A 22,412-nucleotide genomic window follows, 5' to 3' on the forward strand; every position below is an offset into this window, starting at 1 on the left:
GGAGCATTCACGTGGGCATTAGTGTTGACGGTAACTCCATCGTTGTCGACGACTGCACCCTGACGATCAACAACGCGTTTGATCAGACGACCGGCATGGCGACGCTGACCATCACCCCCAAGGGAGGACTCGGCACGCTGCCCGCCCTCATGGAGGGCCAGCCCGGTCCGTCGGCCATGTGGCGCAACGTGAACCTGACTGAGGTTGCCTACGGGTCGGCGCTTCCCAGCCCTCCCGCGTCCGTCACGCAGATCAGTCCCGGCGGTCCGGGTGTCGCCGCGGTCTATGACCTGAACATCGCGCTACATGCCGGGTCGCCCGGTGAGGTCGGGTCATTCCTGATCTCGGCCGCTCAGGACTTGGTCGGCACGGTGACCAACGCCGCCACCATCGTCTGGAACTCGGTCACGGGCCTGTTCGAGTACCAGCCGCAGTTGGTTCCGGCCTGGTACTGGCCGTCGTCGATCAATTCGATCAGCGGCGCGCTGACCGGCGCGCAGGAGCTGTGCTCGGTGACGGTCCCCGCGCAGGCCACCGCATGGAACCCGATCTGCCAGGGCTTTGCCGTCGTCGGCGGCACCGCGAACACACAGGTGCAGCTGACGGCGTGCATCGGCAGCAGCTCGGGACAACAGGTCGCCTCGGGCAAGGGCGGCATCGGTGCGACCAGTCAGCAAGTGGCGCTGATGGCAGCCCCTCCCGCCGGGGCGACCGCGGCCAACGTGCAGGTGGCGTCGGGGACTTCGGCGACCATCGTCTTCTACGCCACCCAGGTCGCGTCGACGGGCGATTCCTGGTCGATCGCGAGTGCCGACTGCGCGTTCTCCGTGCAGGTGTCCCCGATCCTGACCTCGTCGTGACGTATCCGATCACCCCTAATCCGGGGATTCACCAGAGCCCGAAGAACAACACGACGCCGAAGCCGCTGTTCACGCAGCAGCAGCTCGTGCAGTGGGCCGAGGCGCTGCTGAAGTCGTTCACTCAGGGCATCATCGACGCGATCCTGGGCGCGCTCGGGCTGACCGCCGTCGAGGGTCCGGTCAACGACATGCTCGCCCAGCTGGAGACGGCGCTGACCGACATCCCGCAGGGCAATATCGCGGGGCTGGCCTCGGCACTGGAGTCTGCCGGCGCGGACATCGGCAACGCCATCCTGGCCGCGTTCGGTTTCTCGTCGACCGGGAACATCGTCACCGATGTCGAGAATGCGCTGAAGCAGATCCCCGGCGCCAACATCGTCGGCGAGATCGAATCCGCGTTCGTCAACGGCGCGAACGTTATCGGCCAGTTGCTCCCCAGCTCCATCGGCCCCGTCTCCGTCTCTCAGATCAGCAACACGACGCCCGAACTGCTGATCAACCCCGGCTTCAACAGTTCGACATCGCTGTCCGGCGACGGCATCTGGACCTACGACGCGACGACGGGCCACACGTCTCCCGGTTCGGCCACGGTGACGGCCAACGGTACGCAGCTGCAGCTGATCTCGAACCCAATCCCGGTGACCCAGGGCCAGCAGTTCAATGCCTCGGCGTGGGCCAAGTGGTCGGGACTCGCGGCTTCCGGTGCCGCGCTGGAGCTGGACATCGCAACGTACTTGTCCGGCTCGGCGGTCGCGACGACGCAGATTCAGGCCATCAGCAATCCGGCGGCGTCTGCGTCGTGGACGGAGCTGTCCGGCACGTACACGGTGCCCTCAGGCGTCGATACGATCCGATTGCAGCTCACGGTGAATGCCGCCGCGACCGCCGGTCAGGTGTGGTTCGATGACGGCTCGTTGTCGGCGACCGGACTGATGCCACAGAACCTCGTCGAGAACCTGGTCACTGACCTGGAGTCAGCCGTGTCTACGGCAACCTCGGCGGCAAACGACATCGCGTCGCTGCTGTCCGCTGCCGGTGCTGCGACGGTCGAGGATCTGGCGTCGATGATCACCAGCTCCGTCAACAACATCGAGGCGCTGATTCAGGGCGCGGCGCAGTCGACGGCGGCCGAGGTCGGGTCGCTGCTGTCGACGGCGGCCAACGATGTCCAGGGCGTCATCGACGGACTGTTCCAGGCGTTCAACGGGGGCACGTCGACGGGGAATGCCGTGTCGACGGTGAAGGCCGGTGCGACGGCGATTCCAGCATCGAACGTCGTTGGAATCACGCCGGCAACCGTGGTATTTGGCGCTGCGGGTGCCGGTGGAAATTCCGCCGGCAACGAGGTTTCATCGCTGTCTACATCGTGGACGCACACCATCGCGAGCACGGATACCTACGTGCTTGTGCCGGTCATTGTCGAATTTTTCCAGAACGCCCCGACGTCCGTCGCGGCATCGTTCGGCGCTGATGCGATGGATCAGATATTCGTCGTAGGCGCACCTGTGACACTCGTTAACGGGAACGGAATTATCAACACGGACGGCATCAACATCTATGTGTTTGGGCTTAAGTCGCCGCCGTCTGGCGCTCAGACCGTCTCGATAAGCGCGCAGGGCAGTGAGCTTACGATGATCGGCGGCGATTCAGTCTCGTATATGGCTGCGAGAATCGCGTCTACCAACTCGAATAGCGGCACGAACGCCGGATCGATGTCGGAGTCGGTGACGTTGGCCGCGACGGAAAACATGGCCGTTGCCATATTTGCCGGTACGTCGTACTCGTCCTCGGGACACTGCCAGATAACCAGCTTCACCGGCGGAAACCAGCGATACAACCTGTATGCGAACGCAGCTGGACCTAAGGGCGGGGCAGTGATAGGCGACTCTCAGGGCTCCGCGTCGTTCTCTGCGGTAATCAGTCCGTCCGCGAACTGGTGCAGCGCGGTCATTGAACTCTCGAACTGATGACCACCCCCTGGAACCCCGGTTGGTTCACCACCCCGCCGACCAACACGCCGACGACAGCAACCGGCTGGTGGGCGTTGGTCAACGCGAGTGTGGCCGCGCCGGTCATGTCAGCCTCCGCTGCGATGCCCGTTCCCCGCGCAGGCGTCCAGGCCGATGCCACGATTGCCGCACCGACCATGACCGCGACCGCCACCATGCCAGCGCCGACCGTCCAGGCCCTCGACATCATCGCGGCCCCAACGATGTCGGCCACGTCGGCGATGCTGATCCCGACGCTGACCCATTCCAGCACGATCACGCCGCCGGTCATGGCAGCAACCGCGCAGATGCCCACGCCCGAAGCTGTCGGTAGCCAGATCAACATCGCCGTCCCGGTGATGAGTGCGACCGCCGAAATGCTGGTGCCATCGACGACCGTCGCGCTCCCAGCACCGGTCATGTCGGCCAGCGCGTCCATGCCGGTCCCGTCGATCAGCGCATCGGCCACCATCGCCGCTCCGGTCGCCAGGGCTACGTCGGCCATGCTCGTGCCATCCGTCGGTGCCATCGACACGATTGCGCCGCCGGTCATGTCGGCGTCTGCCTCGATGCTGGTCCCGAGCGTGACAGCGGTCAATCCGAATGTGGCCTATGACGCGACGGGCGCGGGGTCACATGCGTCGGCTACGTCGTTGAGCTGGACACACGTCATCGGATCGACCGCCAACGCGATCCTGGTTGCGGCGAGCGCACAAAACACGTCCTCCAGTGTCACGGCTTCGGCCACGGCTGGCGGCACGTCGATGACGTTGCTTGAGGCGCTTACCTTCTACAACCTGTCGACGTTCTCCTACTACCGCCTCTACGTGTGGGGGCTGCTTAATCCGCCGAACGGTTCACAGGCCGTCACCATTACGATGTCGGCTAGTTCCGCACTCGCCGCAAACTCGGTGTCGTACATCGGCGTTGGATCATTCGGGACGGTCGCGACCAATGCGGCCAGTAGCGCCACCGCATCTCTGTCGGTTCCTGCGGCAACGGGCGATATCGTCTTCTGCGCGCTCGCCAGCGTCGCCGAGAACAGCTCGTTCTCCAGCTTCAACCAGACAAGTCGCTGGAACCAAGCGGGTGTCAACAACACCTGCCTAGCGACAGTTATCGGCGACGCTCCCGGCGCGTCGACGGTGAGCTTCAGCGCGTCTCAAGCGTCCACCTACTTCGGTGCCGTCGGTGTCCCGCTGATCCCGTAGCTGCCGTTCCGACCAGATCGACCGGCATGGCCGGACAGTACCCGAAACGACGCCACCAACTGACCGAAAGGCCGACATGTCCGTCACCGCAACGCTTTACGGCGGCTTCCTCAAGAGCCTCGGCAACAAGCAGATCAACCTCAACAGCGACACATTCATGGTCATGTTGCTGTCGAGTTCCTACACGCCGTCGGACACGCATCAGTACCAGTCCGATGTCAGCTCGTACGAGATCACCGGCACCGGCTACACGGCTGGGGGCGCGACCATCGCGTCAACGGCCACCAGCTACGCGAGCGACGTGCTGACCTTCACGGGCGGCAATGTGTCGTGGGGCAGTTCATCGATCAGCGCCGCGTACGCCGTGGTCTACGACTCGACACCGGGCGCTGCGGCATCCAACCCGCTGGTCGGCTACGTGAACTTCGGGGGCACCATTTCCGACACGTCGGGGACGTTCGAGGTCACCTGGAACGCCAGCGGTATCGCGACCATCACGCACTCGTGATGATGCTCTACGCACTCGGCGCGGCAATCCTCGCGGTCGCGGTCGTCGAGACCGTGGCCTACATCGCCGTGTGCCTGATCGAGGACGTGGGCGATGACAGCTAGCGCGCACCCGCTCTACTCGCTGTCGGTGCTCGACAAGTTCCGCGAGAAGCCACTGGCGCCCGGCTACCCGGACAATCAGCGCACGCTCTACAGTCCGGTCGACGACGTGCACGGCGCGCTGCTGTATCTGCTCAAGAGCGCGCAACACAGTCTCGTCGTGGCGATGTACGGGTTCGCCGATGACGAGCTGGCCGACGTGCTTCGGTCCAAGCTGATCGACAGCGAGTGTTTCGTGCAACTCACGCTGGACAGCACGCAGGCCGGGGGCGTCAGTGAGCGAAAGCTGCTGGCCGAAGAGGACTATCCGGCGTCGTCGCTTGCCATCGGTCGCAGCGAACGGGGCGCGATCATGCATCTCAAGGCCGTGGTCATCGACGGGATCTGGACGGTTACCGGGTCAACGAACTGGTCGGACTCGGGCGAGTCGAAGCAGTCCAACGCCTTGGTGGTCATCGCGGACCCGTACGTGGCGGCCGAGACGCGGGCGCGCATCGATCAAACCCACGCGAACATGCTGGCCAAGAAGCGATGAACGATGCTAACCCCCGAGGTCATCTCGACCCAGATGTACACGGGGCCCGGTTCGGCGCCGCTGACCGCAGCGGCGATGGCGTGGGATGGGCTGTCCACCGAATTGGCAAGCGCAGCGGTCGGCTATCGCTGGGCGCTCGCCGGTTTAGCTGGTGCCTGGTCTGGTCCGTCCGCCGCCGCGATGCAGGCAGCCGCGCAGCCGTACATCGCATGGCTTGAGAGCGCCGCAGCGACAGCGCACGCGACCGCCGCCCAGGCCCGCGCCGCGGTGCTGGCCTACGAGACCGCACACGCCGCTGTCGTGCCGCCCGCCGCCGTCTACGCCAACCGGGCTCAGCTCGCGGTGCTGGTGGCGACGAACCTGCTCGGCCAGAACACGGCGCTGATCGCGGCCAACGAAGCGCAGTACGCCGCCATGTGGGCGGCCGACCTCGCGGCGATGGGTGCGTATGCCAGCGCATCGACCGCGGCCACCCAGCTCCCGACGTTCACGCCGGCGCCGCAGACCGCGCAACCGTTGACACAGGCGACGCAACAGCCCGCGGACACCACCAGCGTCGGGAGCATCATCAGTCAACTGCTCGGCGGCCAGACGGTTCCCGGCTGGCTAGACGAGACGTTCCAGTCGCTCTTGTCGTCCGGGCCATGGCAAGCACCGACCGATGTCCTGGCGCTGCTCACCGGATTGTGGGCAGTCAGCAGCGCCGCGTCGCTGCCCGATGTGCTCAACCGGATCCGCAACACCGTCGATGTGCCGCCGATGCCGATCGTTCCCGCGCCGACGGTTCCGAAGGTGCACGCTCACGCCAGCGCCGCGGCCGGCAACGGCAACCGGATCGGGCGGCTGTCGGTGCCGTCGAGCTGGGCGCAACCGCCGACCGCAGGTGGTGCAGGTGGCGCAGGCCCCGCAGCAGCCGCGCTCGCCGCCGAGGAACGCGCGGTGCCGCTGGCGATGCCGCTCGGTGCTGGACAGCGCAACGGAGAGCGCCGCAAACGCCCTGACCCGGAGTACGGGATCGCCCCGAAAGTCGTACCCCGACCGCCATCTGGCGGCTGACCGAGAGGACATCATGCTCACCTATGACCAGGCCGTCGAGGCGCTGGAGAACGGGCACACCGTCACGGCGACGTTCCGCATGCCCGAGTACGCGGCGGACGCGGATACCTGGGAACTACGGGAGGGACGCCACAGGATCGCCGCGACCGTGGATGTGGCGTTGACACTGACGCTCGACGGCAAATCGCTGGAGGTAGAACGGGGCGGTCACGTCGCCACCGTCGAGCCCGACTTCTACGCGGCGCTCTGCACCGCGACCACCGACACGCCGCCGAAGCCGAAGCGCGGCGCGAAGGTCAGCGTGGACGGCGTCGACATGGGCGAAGGGAAGCCCGGCACGCGCCCCGATGACGCGCACCCCGGAACGGTCATCGAGTGAGGCTGCACGTCCGCGCGCTCGAAGCGTTCAACCGCTGGTTTACCAGCGCTGGCGGCGTCTGGCAGACCATCGCATTCTGCATCGCCGTTTCCGCATGGGAACTGCTACACCCCGGCGCAGACCCGGCTTGGCTGCGGTTCATGGTCGCGCTCACGATCTACTCGGGCGTTACCCAGCCGATGATTGCCTACGTTACGGCCAAGGCTGCCAACAACACTGACGAAATGATGGATTCCGACTGCGTTGTCGACCGCCAGACCTACGAGCTGGTGAAGCGCATCGCTGAGAAACTGGAGATTGACTAATGACCGTTTACTACCCGGACTGCTCAAACAATCAATGGAGCAGTAACCAAGAGGCTATTAACTTTCTTGAACTACTTGTACCGCAGGGCTTTAGCGCCATGTGCCACAAGGTATCCGAAGGCAACTACTACCAGGACCCGTACTGGCCCGTCGTGCGCGATTGGTGCGCGGCGAACAACCTGCCGTGCATCGGATACCACTACGTCACCACGAATGATCCTGCATCCCAGGCGCAAACGTGGCTGGCGAACGGCGGCGGCTCGCAAGTGATGCTCGACTTTGAGGCGAACTCGGGCGACATCGCCAACTTCTGGGCTGTCGTCCAGGCGTTCAACAACGCGGGCGTGCACGTCGCGCTGTCCTACATCCCGCATTGGTACTGGCAGCAGATCGGCTCACCCGACCTGACCAACGTGCCGGGCCTCGTGTCATCGGCCTATGAGTACCAGGGCAACTACGCCAGCACCGAGTACGTCGAGTCCGGCGGCGACAACGGCGAAGGCTGGACGGCTTACGGCGGCGCTAACCCGGTCGTCTGGCAGTTCACCGACTCCGCAGAGATCGGATCGTTCTCCGTCGACTGCAACGCCTTCCGCGGGACTGCCGACCAACTGGCCGCGCTGTTCAGTGGAAGCGGCGCGCCCGCACCGTCCGCGCCGTCGGCCAAGCACGTCCTGTTGACCGTCTCAGGCACTGGCACGAACATGTGGGACACCAGCAGCCCGCAGCCCGCGATGGTCGGCTCCCAGCTTGCCGCCGCGCAGCCGGATCGGTATTTCTGGCAGCCGGTTGGCGACTATCCTGCGGCCACGTTCCCGATGGGCCCGAGCGTCACGGCGGGTGTGCAATCGCTCATCTACCTGACCACGGGCGAGACCTATCCCGGCTTCAACATCACGCCGGGGACGACCTACGGCGACAATTCGCTGATCCTGCTTGGTTATTCCCAAGGCGCCATGGTGGTCTGCCAGTTCATCCAATGGTGCTACCAGTTCAACCGGACGGACATCCTACAGCGCATCGTCGCCGTTGCCGTGTGGGGCAACCCGCAACGACTGGAGGGGTACGCATCCGGTAACGAGTTCGCAGGCTGGCCGATGCCCGGACAGATCGATGGCAGCGACACCGGCGGTATCGCGCAGGGCACCAACTCGAACGGCCCGGTCAACATGACGGCCGAACAGATGCAGCCGCACCTGCCGAATCCGGTTACCCACTTCTGGGGCGACTTCGTCAACACCAACGACGCCGACAAGGGCGCGACGGAGCTGTACGCGAACTGCCCGCAGAACGGCGTGGGCTCGGTCGAACAGACCATTTTCAACGCCGTGCAAAATCTCGACCTCACCACGGCGCTCAGCGTGGTCGCGAACCTCGCGCACCCGATGAACACCGTCGACGCCATCCTGAACGGGTTCGAGTTCCTGGCCGCGACGGGCAACGCCGACCACTACACCTACGACACGACGCCGATCTACAACTTCGTGGCGCTGGCGGGGAGTCAAACCGAGCCGTTCGGGGCGGCCTGATGCTGCCCGCCCGCCCCGGCGATGTTCTCGCCGTCGCATCCGATAACTCGCTGTTCGCCCGTCTGATCCGGCTCGGCGCCCGACTGCAGGGCAAGCCCGACATCGCCGGCCACGTCGTCATCGTCACCCACCAGGATCCCAAGTCCGGCGCATGGATGGGTGTGCAGGGCCAGCCCGGCGGCGTCGGCCCGGTCGATGTGACGCGGTTCCTCAAGGACCACCGCACCCGATCGAACTACGCGCAACCGCGCTCGGCCGGCCAGCTGTCGGTGTTCCTGGCCGCGGCCAACAAGGCGATGGGCACGCCGTACGACTGGGTTGCCATCGCGCAAGACGCATGCGATGCGCTTGGCGTCGACGACCTCGGCGAGCTGCTTGACCCGATCTGGGACTGGCCGACGGGCGCGATGCCCGACCACGTCGTGTGCAGCTCGTTGGCCGCGGCGCTGTACCGGCTCGTCGGCTGGGCCCACCCGAGCACCGGTGACGAGCGCAACTGCGCGCCGTGCGACTGGTGGGCATGGTCGGACACCCAGGCGTGGAAGGCCGTGGCGTGAACTGGCCAGCGGTCACCCTGGCGCTGGTCTCGCTGATCGGCACTGTGGTCGTCGCGCTCGCTCAGGTCAGCGGCCACAAGGCGTCCAAGCAGCAGACGACCAGCGCCGACTGGAAGAACTTCACCGACTCGTTGCTGGCCACGATGGGCCGCGTCGACGGCAAGGTGTCCGAGGTCCGCGAACAGGTGAAGAACACGCACGACTCGAACCTGCGCGAGGACCTCGACAAGGTGGCGCGGCTCGCCGAATCCACGGCTGCCAACGTCGCGGTGATCGGCCGCCAGGTCACCGAGGTCAAGGACCACGTCATCTCGCACGGCGGCGACATCAGCGGCATCCGCAAGGACATGGGCATCATCCGCGGCGAGCTGCGAGACGAGCGCCGCGAGCGCATCGAGGGCGACCGCCGGGCCGACGAACGGCGCCGGCGCCACGGCGAGCCGATGTAGCCATGGCCGTCCTGGGGCCGAAGCGGATGACGCTTGCCGAACAGATCACCAGCGCACTGGCTCAGCTGCGCGGCGCTCGGGCTCAGGGCGAGCTGGAGCGCGAGCTGTTCTGGGACAGTCGCCTCGACTGGCTGCTGACGCGCTGGACCGAGGGCCACCGATGAGGCCATCCGAGCGCGCGTGGTGCGCGCTGGTCGCCGGCGTCGCCGCGTGGGACGCGTGCTGTCCCGCCGGCGAGACGCTGTCGGAAGGGATGGGCCGCTGGAACCGCTGCCGGCCGGTGCTGGCCCGGCTGCCCGTCGCCTACGTCGCGCTGCATCTGCTCGGCGCGCTGCCACCCCGACTCGATCTGCTTCACGGTCTCACGGTGCTACGCCACCGCTGACCTGATACCGGCCCCTCGGTGTCGAGCGCTCCACTCTCCGGCGCTCCATCGGGGGCCTTTCGTCGTCTAGTGGAAGTCCAGCGCCGCGCGCAACTGAGCGGCGTGACGGCTGGCGGCGTCGGCCATCGCCTTGCACATCTCCTGCATCCACTCATGGTCGCCGAGTGCCGCGCCGAGCGAACGGTGCGCCGCGGCCTCGTCGTCCCATTGCCGGGCCAGGGCGTGAAGCTCGGCGGTCATCGTAGGGGCACTACCAGCAAATTCCCGGCTGGAGATGCCGGGAGCATGCGAGGCGTGTGGATGGCCATCCACACCCGGAGGCGTTTTCCCAGGTCGGGCGACGCTCGGCCGGGTACTACCGGATGAGTTACACCGATGCGTTTTTGCAGCTCAGAGGCTATTTCCGGTCGAAAAATAGCCGGGTTCGATTCCCGGCAGCTCCACTGAAAAGGGCCGCAGATTTAGCGGCCCTTTTTCTGTGGCCGCACCGCGCCGGCATGCTGCAGCGGCGCCAGCAGCGCCGCCAGCCCGTATTCGAAGACGGCGTCGTAGTCGGTGGGGGACTGCAGGGCGGTGACGAGTTCCCGGTCGGGCCAGTCGTCGGTCCACAGCGACGGGTCCTCCTCCTCGTGCTTGGCGCCGCGCACCGCCGAAAACTGCATCACCGCCGACGAGATGACGTGCACCTGCACCGCGCGCAGCACCAGCGCGGCCTCGGCGCCGGTCACCCCCAGCTCGGCCAGCTGGGCAACCAACGTCTGCTGAATCGGCAGGAACAAGGTGGGTGTCCGATCACGTTCGTGGGCGATGCGCAGCAGGTGTTGCCGCTCAATGAGCGCCGCGCGCTGCGCACGGGCCAGCGACGCGATGCGCTGCACCGCGGTGTCTCCCGCGACGGGCAGGTTCGCCATCTGGCTCAGCAACCGGTCGACCAGCCGATCGAAGAGGGTGTCTTTGCCGCCGACATGCCAGTAGATCGAGGTCACCGCCACCCCGAGTTGCTCGGCCAGCCCGCGCATGGAGAAGGCCTCCACCCCGCCCTGCTCGATCAGCCGGGCCGCGACGTCCAGGACCGTCTCGGCGCTGACGGCATGGTGGCCTTTCCCGCCGCTGCCGGTCGTCTGCGTCGTCATCGCCCCGCCTTTCCGAAACCGCCGATGCCCGTTCTGTAACGGTGTTACATTCGCCACTGTAGCTGCGGGCAGGGCGGAATGAGGAGTAAATCGTGTTCGATCTGAAGATCACCGGGGGCACCGTCGTGGACGGAACGGGCGCGGACCGATTCGACGCCGACGTGGCCGTCAAGGACGGCAAGATCGTGGCGCTCCGCCGGCGCGGGCCCAACGACCCGCCGCTGGACGGCGCGGCCGCCGAGACCATCGACGCCACCGGCAAGATCGTCGCGCCGGGTTTCGTCGACATCCACACCCACTACGACGGGCAGGTCAGCTGGGACGATGTGCTGGAGCCGTCCAGCACCCACGGGGTGACCACCGTCGTCATGGGCAACTGCGGTGTCGGGTTCGCCCCGGTGCGACCCGGGCGCGAGCAATGGCTCATCGAACTGATGGAGGGCGTCGAAGACATCCCGGGAACCGCGCTGTCCGAAGGCATTACCTGGGGCTGGGAGAGCTACGCGGACTACCTCGACGTCATCGGCGACCGCGAGCTGGCCGTCGACGTCGGCAGCCAAATCGCGCACGGCACCGTACGCGCCTACGCGATGGGGGAGCGCGGCGCCCGCAACGAGCCGGCCACCCCGGACGACATCGCGGCGATGGCCCGGTTGGTGCGCGAGGCGGTAGAGGCTGGGGCGCTGGGGTTTTCGTCGTCGCGCACGCTGGCCCACCGGGCCATGGACGGTGAACCGGTGCCGGGCACGTTCGCGGCCGAAGACGAACTGTTCGCGCTGGGGCGCGCCATGGCCGCCGGCGGTGGCGCCGTGTTCGAGCTGGCGCCGCAAGGCGCGGCCGGTGAAGACATCGTGGCGCCGAAGAAGGAAATGGAATGGATGCGGCGCCTCGGCGCCGAAATCGACTGTGCGTTGAGCTTCGCGCTGATCCAGGTCGACGCCGACCCGAACCTGTGGCGCGAACAGCTCGACATCTCCGCGGCCGCCCACGACGACGGCAGCCGGCTGCACCCGCAGGTCGCGGCCCGCCCGTTCGGGATGCTGCTGGGCTTCCCCGGCCACCACGCGTTCGCGCACCGCCCGACCTACCAGCGGCTCAAAGCCGAGTGCGGCCGCGACGAACTGGCCGCCCGGCTGGCCGAGCCCGCGGTGCGGGCGGCCATCCTGGCCGAGGACGACCTGCCGATCGACCCCACCGTCCTCTTCGACGGCATGTTCGCCTTCGCTCAGCACTCCGCGGATCGGCTCTACGCCCTGGGCGAGCCGCCCGACTATGAGCCCACCGCCGACCGCACCGTGGCCGCGATCGCCCGGCAACGCGGCGAGGACCCGCTCGCCACGATGTATGACCTGATGCTGGAAGCCGATGCGGGCGCGATGCTGATGCTGCCGCTGTTCAACTACGCCGAGGGCAATCACGACGCGATCCGAGAAATGCTGACCCACCCGGCCGGGGTGCTGGGCCTGTCCGACGGCGGCGCCCACTGCAGCATGATCTGTGACGCGTCCTATCCCACCTTCTTGCTCACCCACTGGGCGCGCGACCGCCACCGCGGGCCGCAGCTGCCGCTGGAGTACGTGATCCGCAAACAGGCCCACGACACCGCCCAGCTGTTCGGGCTGACCGACCGCGGCGTCATCGACATCGGCAAGAAGGCCGACGTCAACGTGATCGACCTGGAGGCGCTGACCCTGCACGCCCCGCGGATGGCCTACGACCTGCCGGCCGGCGGCCACCGGCTGGTGCAGGGCGCCTCCGGCTATGCCGCCACCATCGTGGGCGGGGTGGTGACCCGCCGTGACGGCGTCGACACCGGTGCGCGGCCCGGCCGGCTGGTGCGCGGGGCGCGCTAAAGGCCAGTCCCCGTTTGCCCGCCGGGGAGGCCACCGGCGACGCAGAATGGGGCGATGGCGGGGCGGAAACTGGCCCTGGCGGCATGGTGTGCGACGGCGCTGGTGGTGCTCGGCGTGGCCTGCGATCGGGTCACCGGCGGGGCGGCGGTGACCAGCGCGCCGGAGCCGACCATGTCGGGGGTGGAGTTGTCCCGGTTGTGGAAGAACCATCCGTTGCCGTGCGCGAACCCCACCGGCGGCAGCACCTGGCCCGACGACCCGTATGCGCTGCTGGAGACGGCGATGTGGCCCACCGATGAGGATGTGGCCTCCCGGCTGATCCACGCCACCGCGCGCGGCGGCGACGACTTCATCCTGGGGCGGATGCAGTTTTTGGACGCCGTTGTCCTGGAAACGCAGACCGACATCGCCGACGCCGTCAACGCCGGCACCGCCGACCTGCGCAATGCCGCGGGGAAGCCGGAAAAGCAGCAGGAGATCACCGAGCGCACCCGGCGGACGATCACGTCGCGGCACGACCACTACGCCGCCGCGGTCGATCACACGATCAGCGAACTGCGCGGCGGCGAACTGATCGCCGATGCCGAACTCGACCAGAAATTTTCGGTCGAGCGGCTGTGCCACCGCTGAGCCGCTGTCGCCGGCGGCGGCCCGGGACCTATCGTGGAAACCAAGCCTCCACGTCGCGAAGTAGGAGGGGCCGATGACCGCCACCGTCGAATCCGCTGCGGCGAGGGTGCCCGCGCCGGTCGGACACCTGGCCAACGAAGCGCAGGGCATCAACTTCTGGCGGCATGACCGCGCGTTTCGCGACCTGATGACCCGCTACCTGGCGCCGGAGTTGCTGACCCACCTGCAACCCCATTTCGACCGGCTGGGCCAACTCGCCGGCGGCCGACTCGACGAGCTGGCCCGGCTCGCCGACCGCAACCCGCCGATCCTGCACCCCCGCGACAAGTTCGGCCGCGACGAGGACTGGATCGAATACCACCTGTCCTACCGCGAAATGGAGAAGATCGCCTACCAGGAATTCGGCATGCACGCCGTCACCCACCGCGGCGGTGTGCTGGACTGGCCCGATCCCCTTCCGCCGAGCGTGAAGTTCGCCCTGCAATATCTGTTCGGGCAAGCCGAGTTCGGGCTGCTGTGCCCGGTCAGCGGATCCGACACTTCGGCCTACATCATCGGCCGCTTCGGCAGCGAAGCGCTGCAACGGTATCTGCTGCCGCGGATGCTTTCCCAAGATCCAGCCATCCTGTGGAAGGGCGCGCAGTTCATGACGGAAAAGGCCGGCGGCTCCGACGTCGGCGCCCTCGAAACCACCGCCGAGCCCGTGGGGCGCAACGCGTTGGGGCTGCAGGAGTGGAAGCTGTTCGGGGACAAATGGTTCTGCTCACACACCGACGCCGAGGTGGTGATGATCCTGGCCCGGCCGACCGGCGCCGGACCGGGAACGCGGGGCCTGGGCCTGTTCGCCATGCCGCGGTGGCTGCCCGACGGCACCCGCAACAGCTACCGGATCGCGCGGTTGAAGGACAAGTTGGGCACCCGGTCGATGGCCAGCGGGGAACTGCTGCTCGACGGCGCCACCGCCTACCTGGTCGGCGACGTGCAGCGTGGGTTCGCCCAAATGATCGAGCAAGTCAACCTGTGCCGGATCTCGCACGGTGCCCGCGCCGCCGCCATGATGCGCCGCTGTCTCAACGAGGCCTTGGTCGTCGCCCGCAGCCGGACCGCGTTCGGCGGCAAGATCATCGACAAACCGCTGCTGCGGCGGCAGTTGATGAAGATCATGGTGCCTACCGAGCAGGCCCTGTCGATGGTCACCTACGCCGCCCACCTGATGGATATCGACGACGACGCCACCCTGCGGTTGATCACCCCGCTGCTGAAATTCCGTGCCTGCCGCGACAACATCAAGGTCGCCGCCGGGTCCCTGGAGGTGCGCGGCGGCAACGGCTACATCGAGGATTTCGTGCACGCCCGGCTGGTGCGCGACGCCCAACTCGGCACCCTCTGGGAGGGCACCAGCAACATCAACGCGCTGGACGCCGTGACCCGCGCGGTGAAGAAGAACAAGGGCGACCAGGCCGTCCACGCCGCGATGCATGCTCTGCTGGCGGCGTCGGCGGTGCCGGACGGTCTGCGCGCCGAGCTGGCCCGCTACCTGGACCGGGCACTGCAATTCGCCGCCGAACTCGCCGCCGACCCGGACGGTGAAGCCGAGTGCCGCACCGCGGCCACCGGGCTGTACAACGCCATCACGGCGGTGCTGCTGGCCACCGAGGGTGCCGACTTCGGGGCCGACGGCGGCGACGCCCGTCGGCTGCTCATCTCCCGCCTGGTGATCAACCATCGGCTGTGCGCGTCAAACCCGCTGAGCTACCAGAAGTTCGACGGTGAGGACGCGATCATCGACCGGCTCCTGGAGGAAACGGCCGTCCCGCTCACCGAGGCCACCGACCTGCTCGACGCCGCCGCGGCCCGATAGCGGTTACGTTGGTGACATGAGCACCAAGAACCGAATCCGGGTGGCGCGGGTTTATGACGATCCCCGCCCCGAGGATGGGGAACGGATCCTGGTGGACCGGGTATGGCCGCGCGGGTTCCGCAAGGACGACCCGCGGGTGGGCCGCTGGTTCAAGGACGCCGCGCCGTCGAAGGACCTGCGCAGTTGGTACAACCACGATCCCCAACGTTTCGACGAGTTCGTCACCCGCTACCAGGACGAACTGCACACCCCCGAGGGCCGGGAGGCGTTTCAGGAACTGCGCGACCTGACCAAAGGCCACACGGTCACCCTGGTCACCGCGACCCGCGATGTGGAGGGCAGCCAGGCGGCGGTGCTGGCCAAACTGCTGAACAAGCGCTGACTGCCTGCCCACGGAGCGGGGAAGGTAACCCTAACCTCAGTTGCTCGGGTAGGCTCACCGCTCGATATGACTGAAGCCGAAGTGATCCTGCCGCGGGAACTGACCGGCCTCGCCGACGAGGTGCGCAACGTCCCGCCGCCGCCCACCCCGCAGCTGGCCGCGCCGTTCTCCGTGCGACTCGTCGACCCGGACGCCGACGCGCCGATGATCTCCGAGTGGATGAACCGACCCCACCTGGTCGAGGCGTGGGAGTACGCCTGGCCGGTGCCGCGCTGGCACCGCTATCTGCGCGCCCAACTCGACGGCGCCTACTCGCGGCCGTTCGTCGGCAGCCTGGACGGCCAGGACCACGGCTATATCGAGATCTACCGCGCGGCCAAGGATTCCATCGCGCCCCGGTACGACGCCGACCCGTACGACCTGGGGTTGCATGCGGCCATCGCCGACCTGAACATCATCAACCGGGGCATCGGCCCGCTGCTGCTGCCGCGCATCGCCGCCAGCTTGTTCGAACTCGAACCGCGGTGCCGCCGCATCATGTTCGACCCGGACCACCGCAACACGACGGCACGGCGGCTGTGCGAGTTCGCCGGCTGCACCTTCCTGGGCGAGCACGAGATGGCCAACCGCCGGATGGCGCTGTACGCGCTGGAGCGGCCGCCCGCCGACTAGCCGGCCCGGTGCTGGCCGATCAGCGCGTCGTAGCCGGCGTGGTCGGGCCGCATCCCGGCGGCCACCAGCTCCCACAGCACTTCATCGGTGCCGCCGCCGACCCGGGCCAGCTTCATATCGCGCCACCAGCGGCCCAGCGGGGTCTCGTCCACCAGGTAGCCGGAGCCGCCGAAGATGTGCATGCACTCCGCGAGCACCTCTTCGCCCAGCCGCGCCGCGGTGACCTTCACCGCCGCGGCGGCGCGCAGGTCGAGCCGACCCTCCGCGGCGATCCCGTTGAGCCCGTGCCGTAACAGGTCGACGCGGGCCTGCAGGTCGGCCAACCGCATCCGCAGCGCCTGATGCTCGAACAGGGTGGCGCCGAACTGCCGCCTGTTCACCATCCGGGCGTGGGTGACGCCGAGCACCACCTGGCACGATGCCGCGACCTGTCCGGCGATGGACATGCGTTCATGGGCCAGGCCCCACGAGATCGCGGCCAGGCCCGTTCCGGGACGGGCGATCAGCGCGTCGGCGGGCACCCAGGTGTCGATATGCACCGCGGCGGTGTCCAGCGGTCCGGCGCCCACCTTGCGGTAGGGCTGCTGCACCTGCACTTGCGACGTCGGAACCGCGATCACCAGGACGTTGCCGTGCCGGCTGTTCTCGTCGTGATCCACGCTGCGCGCCACCACCATGATGTGGTCGGCGATCGGGGACAGCGACACGAACTTCTTGACGCCGCGAATCTCGAACCCGTCGCGTGCCGAGCGCACCTCGGTTTCCACGATCTGCAAATCCGAGCCGCCGGACTCCTCGGAGGCCCCGATGCACAGCACCGCCTCACCGCGAATCGCCTGCTCGCAGATGGTGCGAAGATACTCCGACCGGCCGAACCGGCGCAGGATCGCGATCGCCGAGTCGTGCAGGCTGACCCCCACACCGATGCCCGCCGACCCCAGCCGGCCCAGCGCGAACGCCAGCGCGACCACCCGGGCCACATCGGGATGCTGGCCGTCCCCCCATTTCTGCGCGAACACCCCGGCGCTGCCCAGGTGCTCGATCAGCTTGCGCGGAAAGCGTTCGCTGGCTTCGGCTTCCGCGGTCCAGTCGACGATCTGCTGGTCGAACACGTCGTCGAGCAAGGCCCGGTACTCATCGAGGCTGCTCATGCTTTTACTGCCTCCAGGTTGCGTTTGACCTCTAGCCGGCGCAGCTTGCCCGATGAGGTGCGCGGCAGCGAGCCGGGCGTCACAAACACCACATCGGCGGGTAGGACACCGCATTCCGACGCCACCCGGGCCACCAACTCGCTGCGGGCGCCGGACTCGTCGGGGCCGCGGAACTCGGCGGTGATCACCAGACCGGGCCGCGCCGCGCCGTCACCGGCGCCCACCGCCACCACCGCGCCCTCGCGCACCCCACGGATCTCGGCGGCGACACGTTCGATCTCGGTGGGAAACACGTTGCGGCCCGCAACCGAGATGACCTCCTTGGCCCGCCCGCACACCACCAGGCCGTCCGCGGTGAGATAACCCAGATCGCCGGTGGGGAACCACGTCTCGGGATCGATCGGGGCCTCCCCGAGATATCCCGACATCATCGACGTGCCACGGATCTCGATGTGACCGACCTCGCGACCCACGACGTCGGCGTGGTGATCGGACACCGGCGCGATCCGCACCTTGATCCCCGGAATCGGCTCGCCCAGGATGGCGTGCCGCCGCGGGGCCTCGGCCGAACCGGCGGTCGCAGTGGGGATCTCGTCAAACCGCAGCCCGGCGCCGGGCCGGGGGACGGTCACTGCGCAGGTGGCCTCCGCCAGGCCGTAGGACGGGCAGGCGGCGCCGGCATCGAAACCGAACTTGGCGAGCTCGGTGGTGAACCGGTCCACCCCGGCGCAGTCGACCGGCTCACCGCCGTTGATGGCCACCCGCACCCGGCTCAGGTCGACATCGGGCACCCGGCGGGCGTACTTGCCGATCACGTTGTAGGCGAAGTTGGGGGCCGCGGTCAGGGTGGCGGCGCTGTCGTGCAGCCATTGCAGCCAGCGAAACGGGGACGCGGCGAATGCCGCGGTGGGCGCCAGCCACAGCGGGATCCCGGCCAGCGCCCCGGCCAGCAGGAAGGTCAGCCCCATGTCGTGGTAGAGCGGCAGCCAGGAACACCCGGTATCCACCGCCGGGTCGACGCCGAGCCGCTCGATCAGCCCGGTGAGGTTGCTCAGCACCGCCGTGGGGGGCAGCTGCGCGGTGCGTGGCGTGCCGGTGGATCCGGCGGTGCCCTGCAGCACCGCCGGAGCCTGAGATGTGGCCGGTGTCAACGTGGTCGAGCGCGGTCGCGAGGCGGCGTCGGCGACGTTGAGCACCGCGGGTGGTGCGTCCTCGGCCCGCAGCAACTCCAGCACCGAGCCGTGGCTGAACACGGTGCGCACCCCGATCCGGCTGAACCGGGACAGCGTCGCCCGAGCCCACTGGTGCGGGTCGGCGCCGCGGACCGGGCCCGGCAGGATCGACACGCTCTGCCCGGCCAGCCACGCGCCGGGAATGGCGGCAACAACCTCGACGGTCGGCTCGCCGACCAGACCGACCGCGCCGGGTTCGTCCTCGGCGAGGATGCGGGCGGCGACGCTTTCGGCGCGGGCGTGCACCTGTGGCCACGGGTGCCGCTGCCAGTTGCCGGTATCGCGGTCCAGGACCACCAGGTCGTGCGGTGAGGTCGTCAGCGCCCGGCTCAGCGCGGCGGCCAGCACACTCATTGCGCGGCCGGCACTTTGGCCAGAATCGCCGCCTCGAGGTCGGCGACGGTGTCGCAGGTCAGCAGGTCCTCTTCGCTGAGCACCGCGCCCAACTTGTCCTCGATTGCCACCATGCCGACCGCGAATCCCACCGAGTCCAATCCGACGTCGTCGATTAGCCGTGACTCCGGGGTCACCCGGCTAATGTCGATGTTCAAGTCGTCGCGCAGGATCTCTTTGAGGGCGGCACTCACCGCGGCAGTGGTTGACGGATTCATGGCGCCCGAGGCTACACGGGCAAGTAAAGCTAGGCTAGCCTTACCTCCGCGCGTGTCACAGCTGCCCGGCGATCCACTGCCCGAGCCATGCTGCGGCCACCCCTAAGCCGACGCTGGCGACCAGATTGGCTACCGCCGGCCAGATCTGGCGCTCCTCACCCAGCCGTTCGGTTTCCAGCATCCAGGTGGAGAACGTGGTGTAGGAGCCCACCAGCGCGGTGCCGGCCAGCAGCGCGGCGTGCGGGCTGAGCGCCAGACCGCTGATCACGCCGAGCAGCACCGCGCCGCTGAGATTCACCGTCAGCGTGCCGAACGGAAACGAGCGGGCCGCGCGGCGGGCGACCGCGCGGTCCACCATGAACCGCAGCACCGCCCCCACGCCGCCGAGCGCCATCACCCCGGCCCACAGCAGCACCGGCGAGGTCATGAGCGCACCCGGGCGCGGCGCACCAGCGCGGTGGCCACATAGACCGCCAGCAACCCCAGCGTGACGCTGGCCGCGGTATAGCCGACGGCCAGCCCGTAGGCGCCGTGTTCGAGCATCCGCAGCGTCTCGACCTGCATGGTCGAGAATGTGGTCAGCCCGCCGCACAGCCCGGTGCCCAGCAGCGGGCGGCGGTAACTGGTCAGCGGCAGCCGCTCCAGCAACCGGGTGGTGAAGTAGCCCAGCAGGAACGCGCCGACGATGTTGACGATGAACGTCGGCCACGGCCAGTGCCCGGCGTCGGGGGCGGCGACGGTGTCTAGCACCGCGCGGGCGGTGGCCCCCAGCGCGCCTCCGGCGAAAACCGCCGCCACCTCACGGTTGTCATGGCCCAGCACGTCAGGCAACGTATCGCGGCAGCGCCGACTCGGGGAAGCGGCGCACCGGCGCCAACACCGGCACAATGGGGAGCCATGGTGGCCCACCCCCGCGCCGGTCAACCGGCCCAGCCCGACGACCTGGTCGACCTGCCCCATCTGGTCACGGCGTATTACGCCGTTCATCCCGACCCCGACGACGTCGCGCAGCAGGTGGTGTTCGGCACCTCGGGGCATCGCGGGAGCGCGCTGGACGGCGCCTTCAACGAGGCCCACATCCTGGCCACCACCCAGGCCATCATCGAATACCGGGCCGGGCAGGGCATCACCGGGCCGCTGTTCCTCGGCCGCGACACGCACGGGCTGTCCGAACCCGCCTGGGTGTCGGCGGTGGAGGTGCTGGCCGCCAATAACGTCGCCGCCGTTGTTGACGCTAGGGACCGGTACACCCCAACCCCGGCGGTCAGCCACGCCATCGTCACCCACAACCGGGGACGCACCCAGGCGTTGGCCGACGGCATCGTCGTCACCCCGTCGCACAACCCGCCACGCGACGGCGGCTTCAAGTACAACCCGCCGCACGGCGGACCGGCCGACAGCGACGCCACCAGCGCGATCGCCAAGCGCGCCAACGAGATCCTGCGCGGCGGGCTGGCCGCGGTGAAACGGGTGCCCTGGGCCCGCGCGCGGGCGAGCGCGCAACGCCACGACTATTTGGCGGCCTATGTCGACGACCTGCCGAACGTGGTCGATATCGATGCCATCCGCGCGGCCGGGGTGCGGATCGGCGCCGACCCGCTGGGCGGGGCCAGCGTGGATTACTGGGGCGAGATCGCCGAACGGCACCGCCTGGAGTTGACCGTGGTCAATCCGCTGGTCGACGCGACGTGGCGGTTCATGACGCTCGACACCGACGGCCAGATCCGGATGGACTGCAGCTCACCGGACGCCATGGCGTCACTGATCGCCAACCGGGACCACTACCAGATCGCCACCGGCAACGACGCCGACGCCGATCGGCACGGCATCGTCACGCCCGACGCCGGCCTGTTGAACCCGAACCACTACCTGGCGGTGGCGATCGACTACCTGTTCACCCACCGGCCGTCGTGGCCCGCCGGCATCGCCGTCGGTAAAACCGTGGTCAGCTCCTCGATCATCGACCGGGTGGTCGACGGCATCGGTCGGCGGCTGGTGGAGGTGCCGGTCGGTTTCAAATGGTTCGTCGACGGGTTGCGCGGCGGGGCAATCGGTTTCGGTGGCGAAGAGTCGGCGGGCGCATCGTTTCTGCGCCGCGACGGATCGGTGTGGACCACTGACAAGGACGGGATCATCTTGGCGCTGCTGGCCGCGGAGATCCTCGCCGTCACCGGTTCCACCCCGTCGCAACGCTATACGCAGTTAGCCGACAAGTACGGCGCATCGAGCTATGCCCGCATCGATGCGCCGGCCGATCGCGAGCAGAAGGCCCGGCTGGCCAAGCTGTCCGCCGATCAGGTCACCGCCACCGAGCTGGCCGGCGAGCCGATCACCGCGAAACTGACCGCCGCCCCCGGTAACGACGCCCCGCTGGGCGGGCTGAAGGTGACCACCGCCAACGCGTGGTTCGCCGCCCGCCCGTCGGGCACCGAGGACGTCTACAAGATCTACGCCGAATCCTTCCGCGGTCCCGAGCATTTGGCGCAGGTGCAAGAGACCGCGCAAGAGTTGGTGGATACCGTCATCGGCTGACCAGTGCTTATGTGCTAACCGATGGCCTGCAGCCCGGCTTGGGCGATTTGGTGGTCCTGGCTCCAATGGCCGCCGGACACACCGATTCCGCCGACTACCTGGCCATCGACGTTGATGGGCACGCCGCCGCCGAACGTGATCAACCGGTCCATGCCGGCCGGGGCTCCCTGCGCGAGCGGGGCATCCTGCTGCATCACCTCATGCCACTGGTTGGTCGCCATCCCGAACCCGGCCGCCGTGTACGCCTTGTCCTGCGAGACCTGGATGGCCTGCACGACACAACCATCCATCCGTGCGAAGGCGCTCAGATGTCCGGCGGCATCGACCACGGCGATCGCGGCGGGCACCCCCGCGTCTTCGGCGGCGGTGATGGCCGCGTGCACGATCCGTAGAGCGGTCGCGTTGGTGACGCTGGCAACGTGGCGAACGATATCGGTCATAGTTCCCTTCAACTCTCGGTGCGTTATCAGCATGCTGATTATGAGCAGCATA

28 protein-coding genes are annotated in these 22,412 nt (G+C 67.9%); 19 read left to right on the forward strand and 9 right to left on the reverse strand.

The window, feature by feature from the left end; translation table 11 throughout:
• The first annotated feature begins 11 nt into the window (after nt 1–11).
• Both ACAG26_RS24390 and ACAG26_RS24395 read left to right on the forward strand, forming a co-directional pair.
• Nucleotides 12–860, forward strand: a complete 849-nt coding sequence (locus ACAG26_RS24390; protein WP_370485656.1) for a hypothetical protein — start codon at nt 12–14, stop codon at nt 858–860.
• Nucleotides 857–2,827: a carbohydrate binding domain-containing protein gene (locus ACAG26_RS24395; protein WP_370485657.1), complete on the forward strand. Its 1,971-nt coding sequence runs from the start codon at nt 857–859 to the stop codon at nt 2,825–2,827. Before ACAG26_RS24390 ends, ACAG26_RS24395 begins: the two co-directional genes overlap by 4 nt.
• On the opposite strand, the gene ACAG26_RS24400 is transcribed toward ACAG26_RS24395, so the two are convergent.
• Nucleotides 2,808–3,446, reverse strand: coding sequence for a hypothetical protein (locus ACAG26_RS24400; protein ID WP_370485658.1), 639 nt, complete (start codon nt 3,444–3,446; stop codon nt 2,808–2,810). The two genes, ACAG26_RS24395 and ACAG26_RS24400, sit on opposite strands and share 20 nt — an antisense overlap.
• On the opposite strand from ACAG26_RS24400, the gene ACAG26_RS24405 reads away from it, so the two are divergent.
• The 11 genes from ACAG26_RS24405 (at nt 3,433) to ACAG26_RS24455 (ending at nt 9,863) form a co-directional block, all read left to right on the forward strand.
• Nucleotides 3,433–4,059 carry a hypothetical protein gene (locus tag ACAG26_RS24405; RefSeq protein WP_370485659.1) on the forward strand — a complete coding sequence of 209 codons (627 nt, stop codon included), beginning with the start codon at nt 3,433–3,435 and terminating at the stop codon, nt 4,057–4,059. The two genes, ACAG26_RS24400 and ACAG26_RS24405, sit on opposite strands and share 14 nt — an antisense overlap.
• A 76-nt stretch (nt 4,060–4,135) precedes the next feature.
• Nucleotides 4,136–4,567, forward strand: coding sequence for a hypothetical protein (locus ACAG26_RS24410; RefSeq protein WP_370485660.1), 432 nt, complete (start codon nt 4,136–4,138; stop codon nt 4,565–4,567).
• Nucleotides 4,568–4,696: 129 nt separating this feature from the next.
• Complete coding sequence (locus ACAG26_RS24415) at nt 4,697–5,203, forward strand: phospholipase D-like domain-containing protein (RefSeq protein ID WP_370485661.1); 507 nt, start codon at nt 4,697–4,699, stop codon at nt 5,201–5,203.
• A gap of 3 nt (nt 5,204–5,206) precedes the next feature.
• Entirely contained in the window at nt 5,207–6,259 is a 1,053-nt protein-coding gene (locus ACAG26_RS24420; RefSeq protein ID WP_370485662.1) for a PPE family protein, read from the forward strand.
• Nucleotides 6,260–6,272: 13 nt separating this feature from the next.
• Nucleotides 6,273–6,638, forward strand: coding sequence for a hypothetical protein (locus ACAG26_RS24425; RefSeq protein WP_370485663.1), 366 nt, complete (start codon nt 6,273–6,275; stop codon nt 6,636–6,638).
• A complete protein-coding gene (locus tag ACAG26_RS24430; RefSeq protein WP_370485664.1) occupies nt 6,635–6,943 on the forward strand; it encodes a hypothetical protein in 309 nt (102 codons plus the stop codon). The genes ACAG26_RS24425 and ACAG26_RS24430 overlap by 4 nt, the downstream gene beginning before the upstream one ends.
• Entirely contained in the window at nt 6,943–8,472 is a 1,530-nt protein-coding gene (locus tag ACAG26_RS24435; protein ID WP_370485665.1) for a GH25 family lysozyme, read from the forward strand. The genes ACAG26_RS24430 and ACAG26_RS24435 overlap by 1 nt, the downstream gene beginning before the upstream one ends.
• Complete coding sequence (locus ACAG26_RS24440; protein ID WP_370485666.1) at nt 8,472–9,029, forward strand: hypothetical protein; 558 nt, start codon at nt 8,472–8,474, stop codon at nt 9,027–9,029. The genes ACAG26_RS24435 and ACAG26_RS24440 overlap by 1 nt, the downstream gene beginning before the upstream one ends.
• Nucleotides 8,993–9,478 carry a DUF2746 domain-containing protein gene (locus ACAG26_RS24445; protein WP_370485694.1) on the forward strand — a complete coding sequence of 162 codons (486 nt, stop codon included), beginning with the start codon at nt 8,993–8,995 and terminating at the stop codon, nt 9,476–9,478. Before ACAG26_RS24440 ends, ACAG26_RS24445 begins: the two co-directional genes overlap by 37 nt.
• A gap of 2 nt (nt 9,479–9,480) precedes the next feature.
• Nucleotides 9,481–9,642 carry a hypothetical protein gene (locus ACAG26_RS24450; protein ID WP_370485667.1) on the forward strand — a complete coding sequence of 54 codons (162 nt, stop codon included), beginning with the start codon at nt 9,481–9,483 and terminating at the stop codon, nt 9,640–9,642.
• Entirely contained in the window at nt 9,639–9,863 is a 225-nt protein-coding gene (locus tag ACAG26_RS24455; protein ID WP_370485668.1) for a hypothetical protein, read from the forward strand. Before ACAG26_RS24450 ends, ACAG26_RS24455 begins: the two co-directional genes overlap by 4 nt.
• Before the next feature lie 66 nt (nt 9,864–9,929).
• Here the strand turns inward: ACAG26_RS24455 and ACAG26_RS24460 are convergent, their stop codons facing one another.
• On the reverse strand, nt 9,930–10,103 hold the full coding sequence (locus tag ACAG26_RS24460) for a hypothetical protein (RefSeq protein WP_370485669.1): 174 nt from the start codon (nt 10,101–10,103) through the stop codon (nt 9,930–9,932).
• Nucleotides 10,104–10,324: 221 nt separating this feature from the next.
• Nucleotides 10,325–10,996: a TetR/AcrR family transcriptional regulator gene (locus ACAG26_RS24465; protein ID WP_370485670.1), complete on the reverse strand. Its 672-nt coding sequence runs from the start codon at nt 10,994–10,996 to the stop codon at nt 10,325–10,327.
• A gap of 92 nt (nt 10,997–11,088) precedes the next feature.
• Here ACAG26_RS24465 and ACAG26_RS24470 point away from each other — a divergent pair, with 92 nt between their 5' ends.
• The 5 genes from ACAG26_RS24470 to ACAG26_RS24490 all read left to right on the forward strand — a co-directional run bounded on the left by ACAG26_RS24470 (nt 11,089) and on the right by ACAG26_RS24490 (nt 16,394).
• Nucleotides 11,089–12,849: an amidohydrolase family protein gene (locus ACAG26_RS24470; protein ID WP_370485671.1), complete on the forward strand. Its 1,761-nt coding sequence runs from the start codon at nt 11,089–11,091 to the stop codon at nt 12,847–12,849.
• A 54-nt stretch (nt 12,850–12,903) separates the two neighbouring features.
• A complete protein-coding gene (locus ACAG26_RS24475; RefSeq protein WP_370485672.1) occupies nt 12,904–13,479 on the forward strand; it encodes a hypothetical protein in 576 nt (191 codons plus the stop codon).
• 73 nt (nt 13,480–13,552) lie between these two features.
• A complete protein-coding gene (locus ACAG26_RS24480) occupies nt 13,553–15,340 on the forward strand; it encodes an acyl-CoA dehydrogenase family protein (RefSeq protein WP_370485673.1) in 1,788 nt (595 codons plus the stop codon).
• A gap of 16 nt (nt 15,341–15,356) precedes the next feature.
• Nucleotides 15,357–15,722: a DUF488 domain-containing protein gene (locus ACAG26_RS24485; RefSeq protein WP_370485674.1), complete on the forward strand. Its 366-nt coding sequence runs from the start codon at nt 15,357–15,359 to the stop codon at nt 15,720–15,722.
• Between the two features lie 66 nt (nt 15,723–15,788).
• Complete coding sequence (locus ACAG26_RS24490; RefSeq protein WP_370485675.1) at nt 15,789–16,394, forward strand: GNAT family N-acetyltransferase; 606 nt, start codon at nt 15,789–15,791, stop codon at nt 16,392–16,394.
• Here ACAG26_RS24490 and mbtN read toward each other — a convergent pair.
• Genes mbtN through crcB (ACAG26_RS24515) form a run of 5 tightly spaced genes read right to left on the reverse strand, consistent with a single transcriptional unit; the run spans nt 16,391 to nt 20,210 of the window.
• Nucleotides 16,391–17,545, reverse strand: a complete 1,155-nt coding sequence (gene mbtN, locus ACAG26_RS24495; protein ID WP_370485676.1) for a mycobactin biosynthesis acyl-ACP dehydrogenase MbtN — start codon at nt 17,543–17,545, stop codon at nt 16,391–16,393. The two genes, ACAG26_RS24490 and mbtN, sit on opposite strands and share 4 nt — an antisense overlap.
• Complete coding sequence (mbtM, locus tag ACAG26_RS24500) at nt 17,542–19,131, reverse strand: long-chain-fatty acid--ACP ligase MbtM (RefSeq protein WP_370485677.1); 1,590 nt, start codon at nt 19,129–19,131, stop codon at nt 17,542–17,544. Before mbtM ends, mbtN begins: the two co-directional genes overlap by 4 nt.
• Entirely contained in the window at nt 19,128–19,388 is a 261-nt protein-coding gene (locus tag ACAG26_RS24505) for an acyl carrier protein (protein ID WP_370485678.1), read from the reverse strand. The genes mbtM and ACAG26_RS24505 overlap by 4 nt, the downstream gene beginning before the upstream one ends.
• Nucleotides 19,389–19,443: 55 nt before the next feature.
• On the reverse strand, nt 19,444–19,815 hold the full coding sequence (gene crcB, locus ACAG26_RS24510) for a fluoride efflux transporter CrcB (RefSeq protein ID WP_370485679.1): 372 nt from the start codon (nt 19,813–19,815) through the stop codon (nt 19,444–19,446).
• A complete protein-coding gene (gene crcB / locus ACAG26_RS24515) occupies nt 19,812–20,210 on the reverse strand; it encodes a fluoride efflux transporter CrcB (protein WP_370485680.1) in 399 nt (132 codons plus the stop codon). Before crcB (ACAG26_RS24515) ends, crcB (ACAG26_RS24510) begins: the two co-directional genes overlap by 4 nt.
• 75 nt (nt 20,211–20,285) lie before the next feature.
• On the opposite strand from crcB (ACAG26_RS24515), the gene pgm reads away from it, so the two are divergent.
• Nucleotides 20,286–21,920: a phosphoglucomutase (alpha-D-glucose-1,6-bisphosphate-dependent) gene (gene pgm / locus ACAG26_RS24520; protein WP_370485681.1), complete on the forward strand. Its 1,635-nt coding sequence runs from the start codon at nt 20,286–20,288 to the stop codon at nt 21,918–21,920.
• A gap of 14 nt (nt 21,921–21,934) precedes the next feature.
• On the opposite strand, the gene ACAG26_RS24525 is transcribed toward pgm, so the two are convergent.
• Nucleotides 21,935–22,360 carry a heme-binding protein gene (locus tag ACAG26_RS24525; RefSeq protein WP_370485682.1) on the reverse strand — a complete coding sequence of 142 codons (426 nt, stop codon included), beginning with the start codon at nt 22,358–22,360 and terminating at the stop codon, nt 21,935–21,937.
• Nucleotides 22,361–22,412 lie beyond the last annotated feature (52 nt).

The sequence above is a fragment of the Mycobacterium sp. pUA109 genome (assembly GCF_041287095.1).
Classification (GTDB): domain Bacteria; phylum Actinomycetota; class Actinomycetes; order Mycobacteriales; family Mycobacteriaceae; genus Mycobacterium.

Bases quoted from the DNA above. Each gene is read 5' to 3' on its own strand.
- ACAG26_RS24490 (WP_370485675.1), top strand. From the start codon at position 15,789: ATGACTGAAGCCGAAGTGATCCTGCCGCGGGAACTGACCGGCCTCGCC.
- pgm (WP_370485681.1), top strand. From the start codon at position 20,286: ATGGTGGCCCACCCCCGCGCCGGTCAACCGGCCCAGCCCGACGACCTG.
- ACAG26_RS24525 (WP_370485682.1), bottom strand. From the start codon at position 22,360: ATGACCGATATCGTTCGCCACGTTGCCAGCGTCACCAACGCGACCGCT.
- ACAG26_RS24485 (WP_370485674.1), top strand. From the start codon at position 15,357: ATGAGCACCAAGAACCGAATCCGGGTGGCGCGGGTTTATGACGATCCC.
- mbtM (WP_370485677.1), bottom strand. From the start codon at position 19,131: ATGAGTGTGCTGGCCGCCGCGCTGAGCCGGGCGCTGACGACCTCACCG.
- ACAG26_RS24445 (WP_370485694.1), top strand. From the start codon at position 8,993: ATGGTCGGACACCCAGGCGTGGAAGGCCGTGGCGTGAACTGGCCAGCG.
- crcB (WP_370485679.1), bottom strand. From the start codon at position 19,815: ATGACCTCGCCGGTGCTGCTGTGGGCCGGGGTGATGGCGCTCGGCGGC.
- ACAG26_RS24505 (WP_370485678.1), bottom strand. From the start codon at position 19,388: ATGAATCCGTCAACCACTGCCGCGGTGAGTGCCGCCCTCAAAGAGATC.
- ACAG26_RS24440 (WP_370485666.1), top strand. From the start codon at position 8,472: ATGCTGCCCGCCCGCCCCGGCGATGTTCTCGCCGTCGCATCCGATAAC.
- mbtN (WP_370485676.1), bottom strand. From the start codon at position 17,545: ATGAGCAGCCTCGATGAGTACCGGGCCTTGCTCGACGACGTGTTCGAC.
- ACAG26_RS24420 (WP_370485662.1), top strand. From the start codon at position 5,207: ATGCTAACCCCCGAGGTCATCTCGACCCAGATGTACACGGGGCCCGGT.
- ACAG26_RS24410 (WP_370485660.1), top strand. From the start codon at position 4,136: ATGTCCGTCACCGCAACGCTTTACGGCGGCTTCCTCAAGAGCCTCGGC.
- ACAG26_RS24425 (WP_370485663.1), top strand. From the start codon at position 6,273: ATGCTCACCTATGACCAGGCCGTCGAGGCGCTGGAGAACGGGCACACC.
- ACAG26_RS24435 (WP_370485665.1), top strand. From the start codon at position 6,943: ATGACCGTTTACTACCCGGACTGCTCAAACAATCAATGGAGCAGTAAC.
- ACAG26_RS24460 (WP_370485669.1), bottom strand. From the start codon at position 10,103: ATGACCGCCGAGCTTCACGCCCTGGCCCGGCAATGGGACGACGAGGCC.
- ACAG26_RS24465 (WP_370485670.1), bottom strand. From the start codon at position 10,996: ATGACGACGCAGACGACCGGCAGCGGCGGGAAAGGCCACCATGCCGTC.
- ACAG26_RS24475 (WP_370485672.1), top strand. From the start codon at position 12,904: ATGGCGGGGCGGAAACTGGCCCTGGCGGCATGGTGTGCGACGGCGCTG.
- ACAG26_RS24455 (WP_370485668.1), top strand. From the start codon at position 9,639: ATGAGGCCATCCGAGCGCGCGTGGTGCGCGCTGGTCGCCGGCGTCGCC.
- ACAG26_RS24450 (WP_370485667.1), top strand. From the start codon at position 9,481: ATGGCCGTCCTGGGGCCGAAGCGGATGACGCTTGCCGAACAGATCACC.
- ACAG26_RS24480 (WP_370485673.1), top strand. From the start codon at position 13,553: ATGACCGCCACCGTCGAATCCGCTGCGGCGAGGGTGCCCGCGCCGGTC.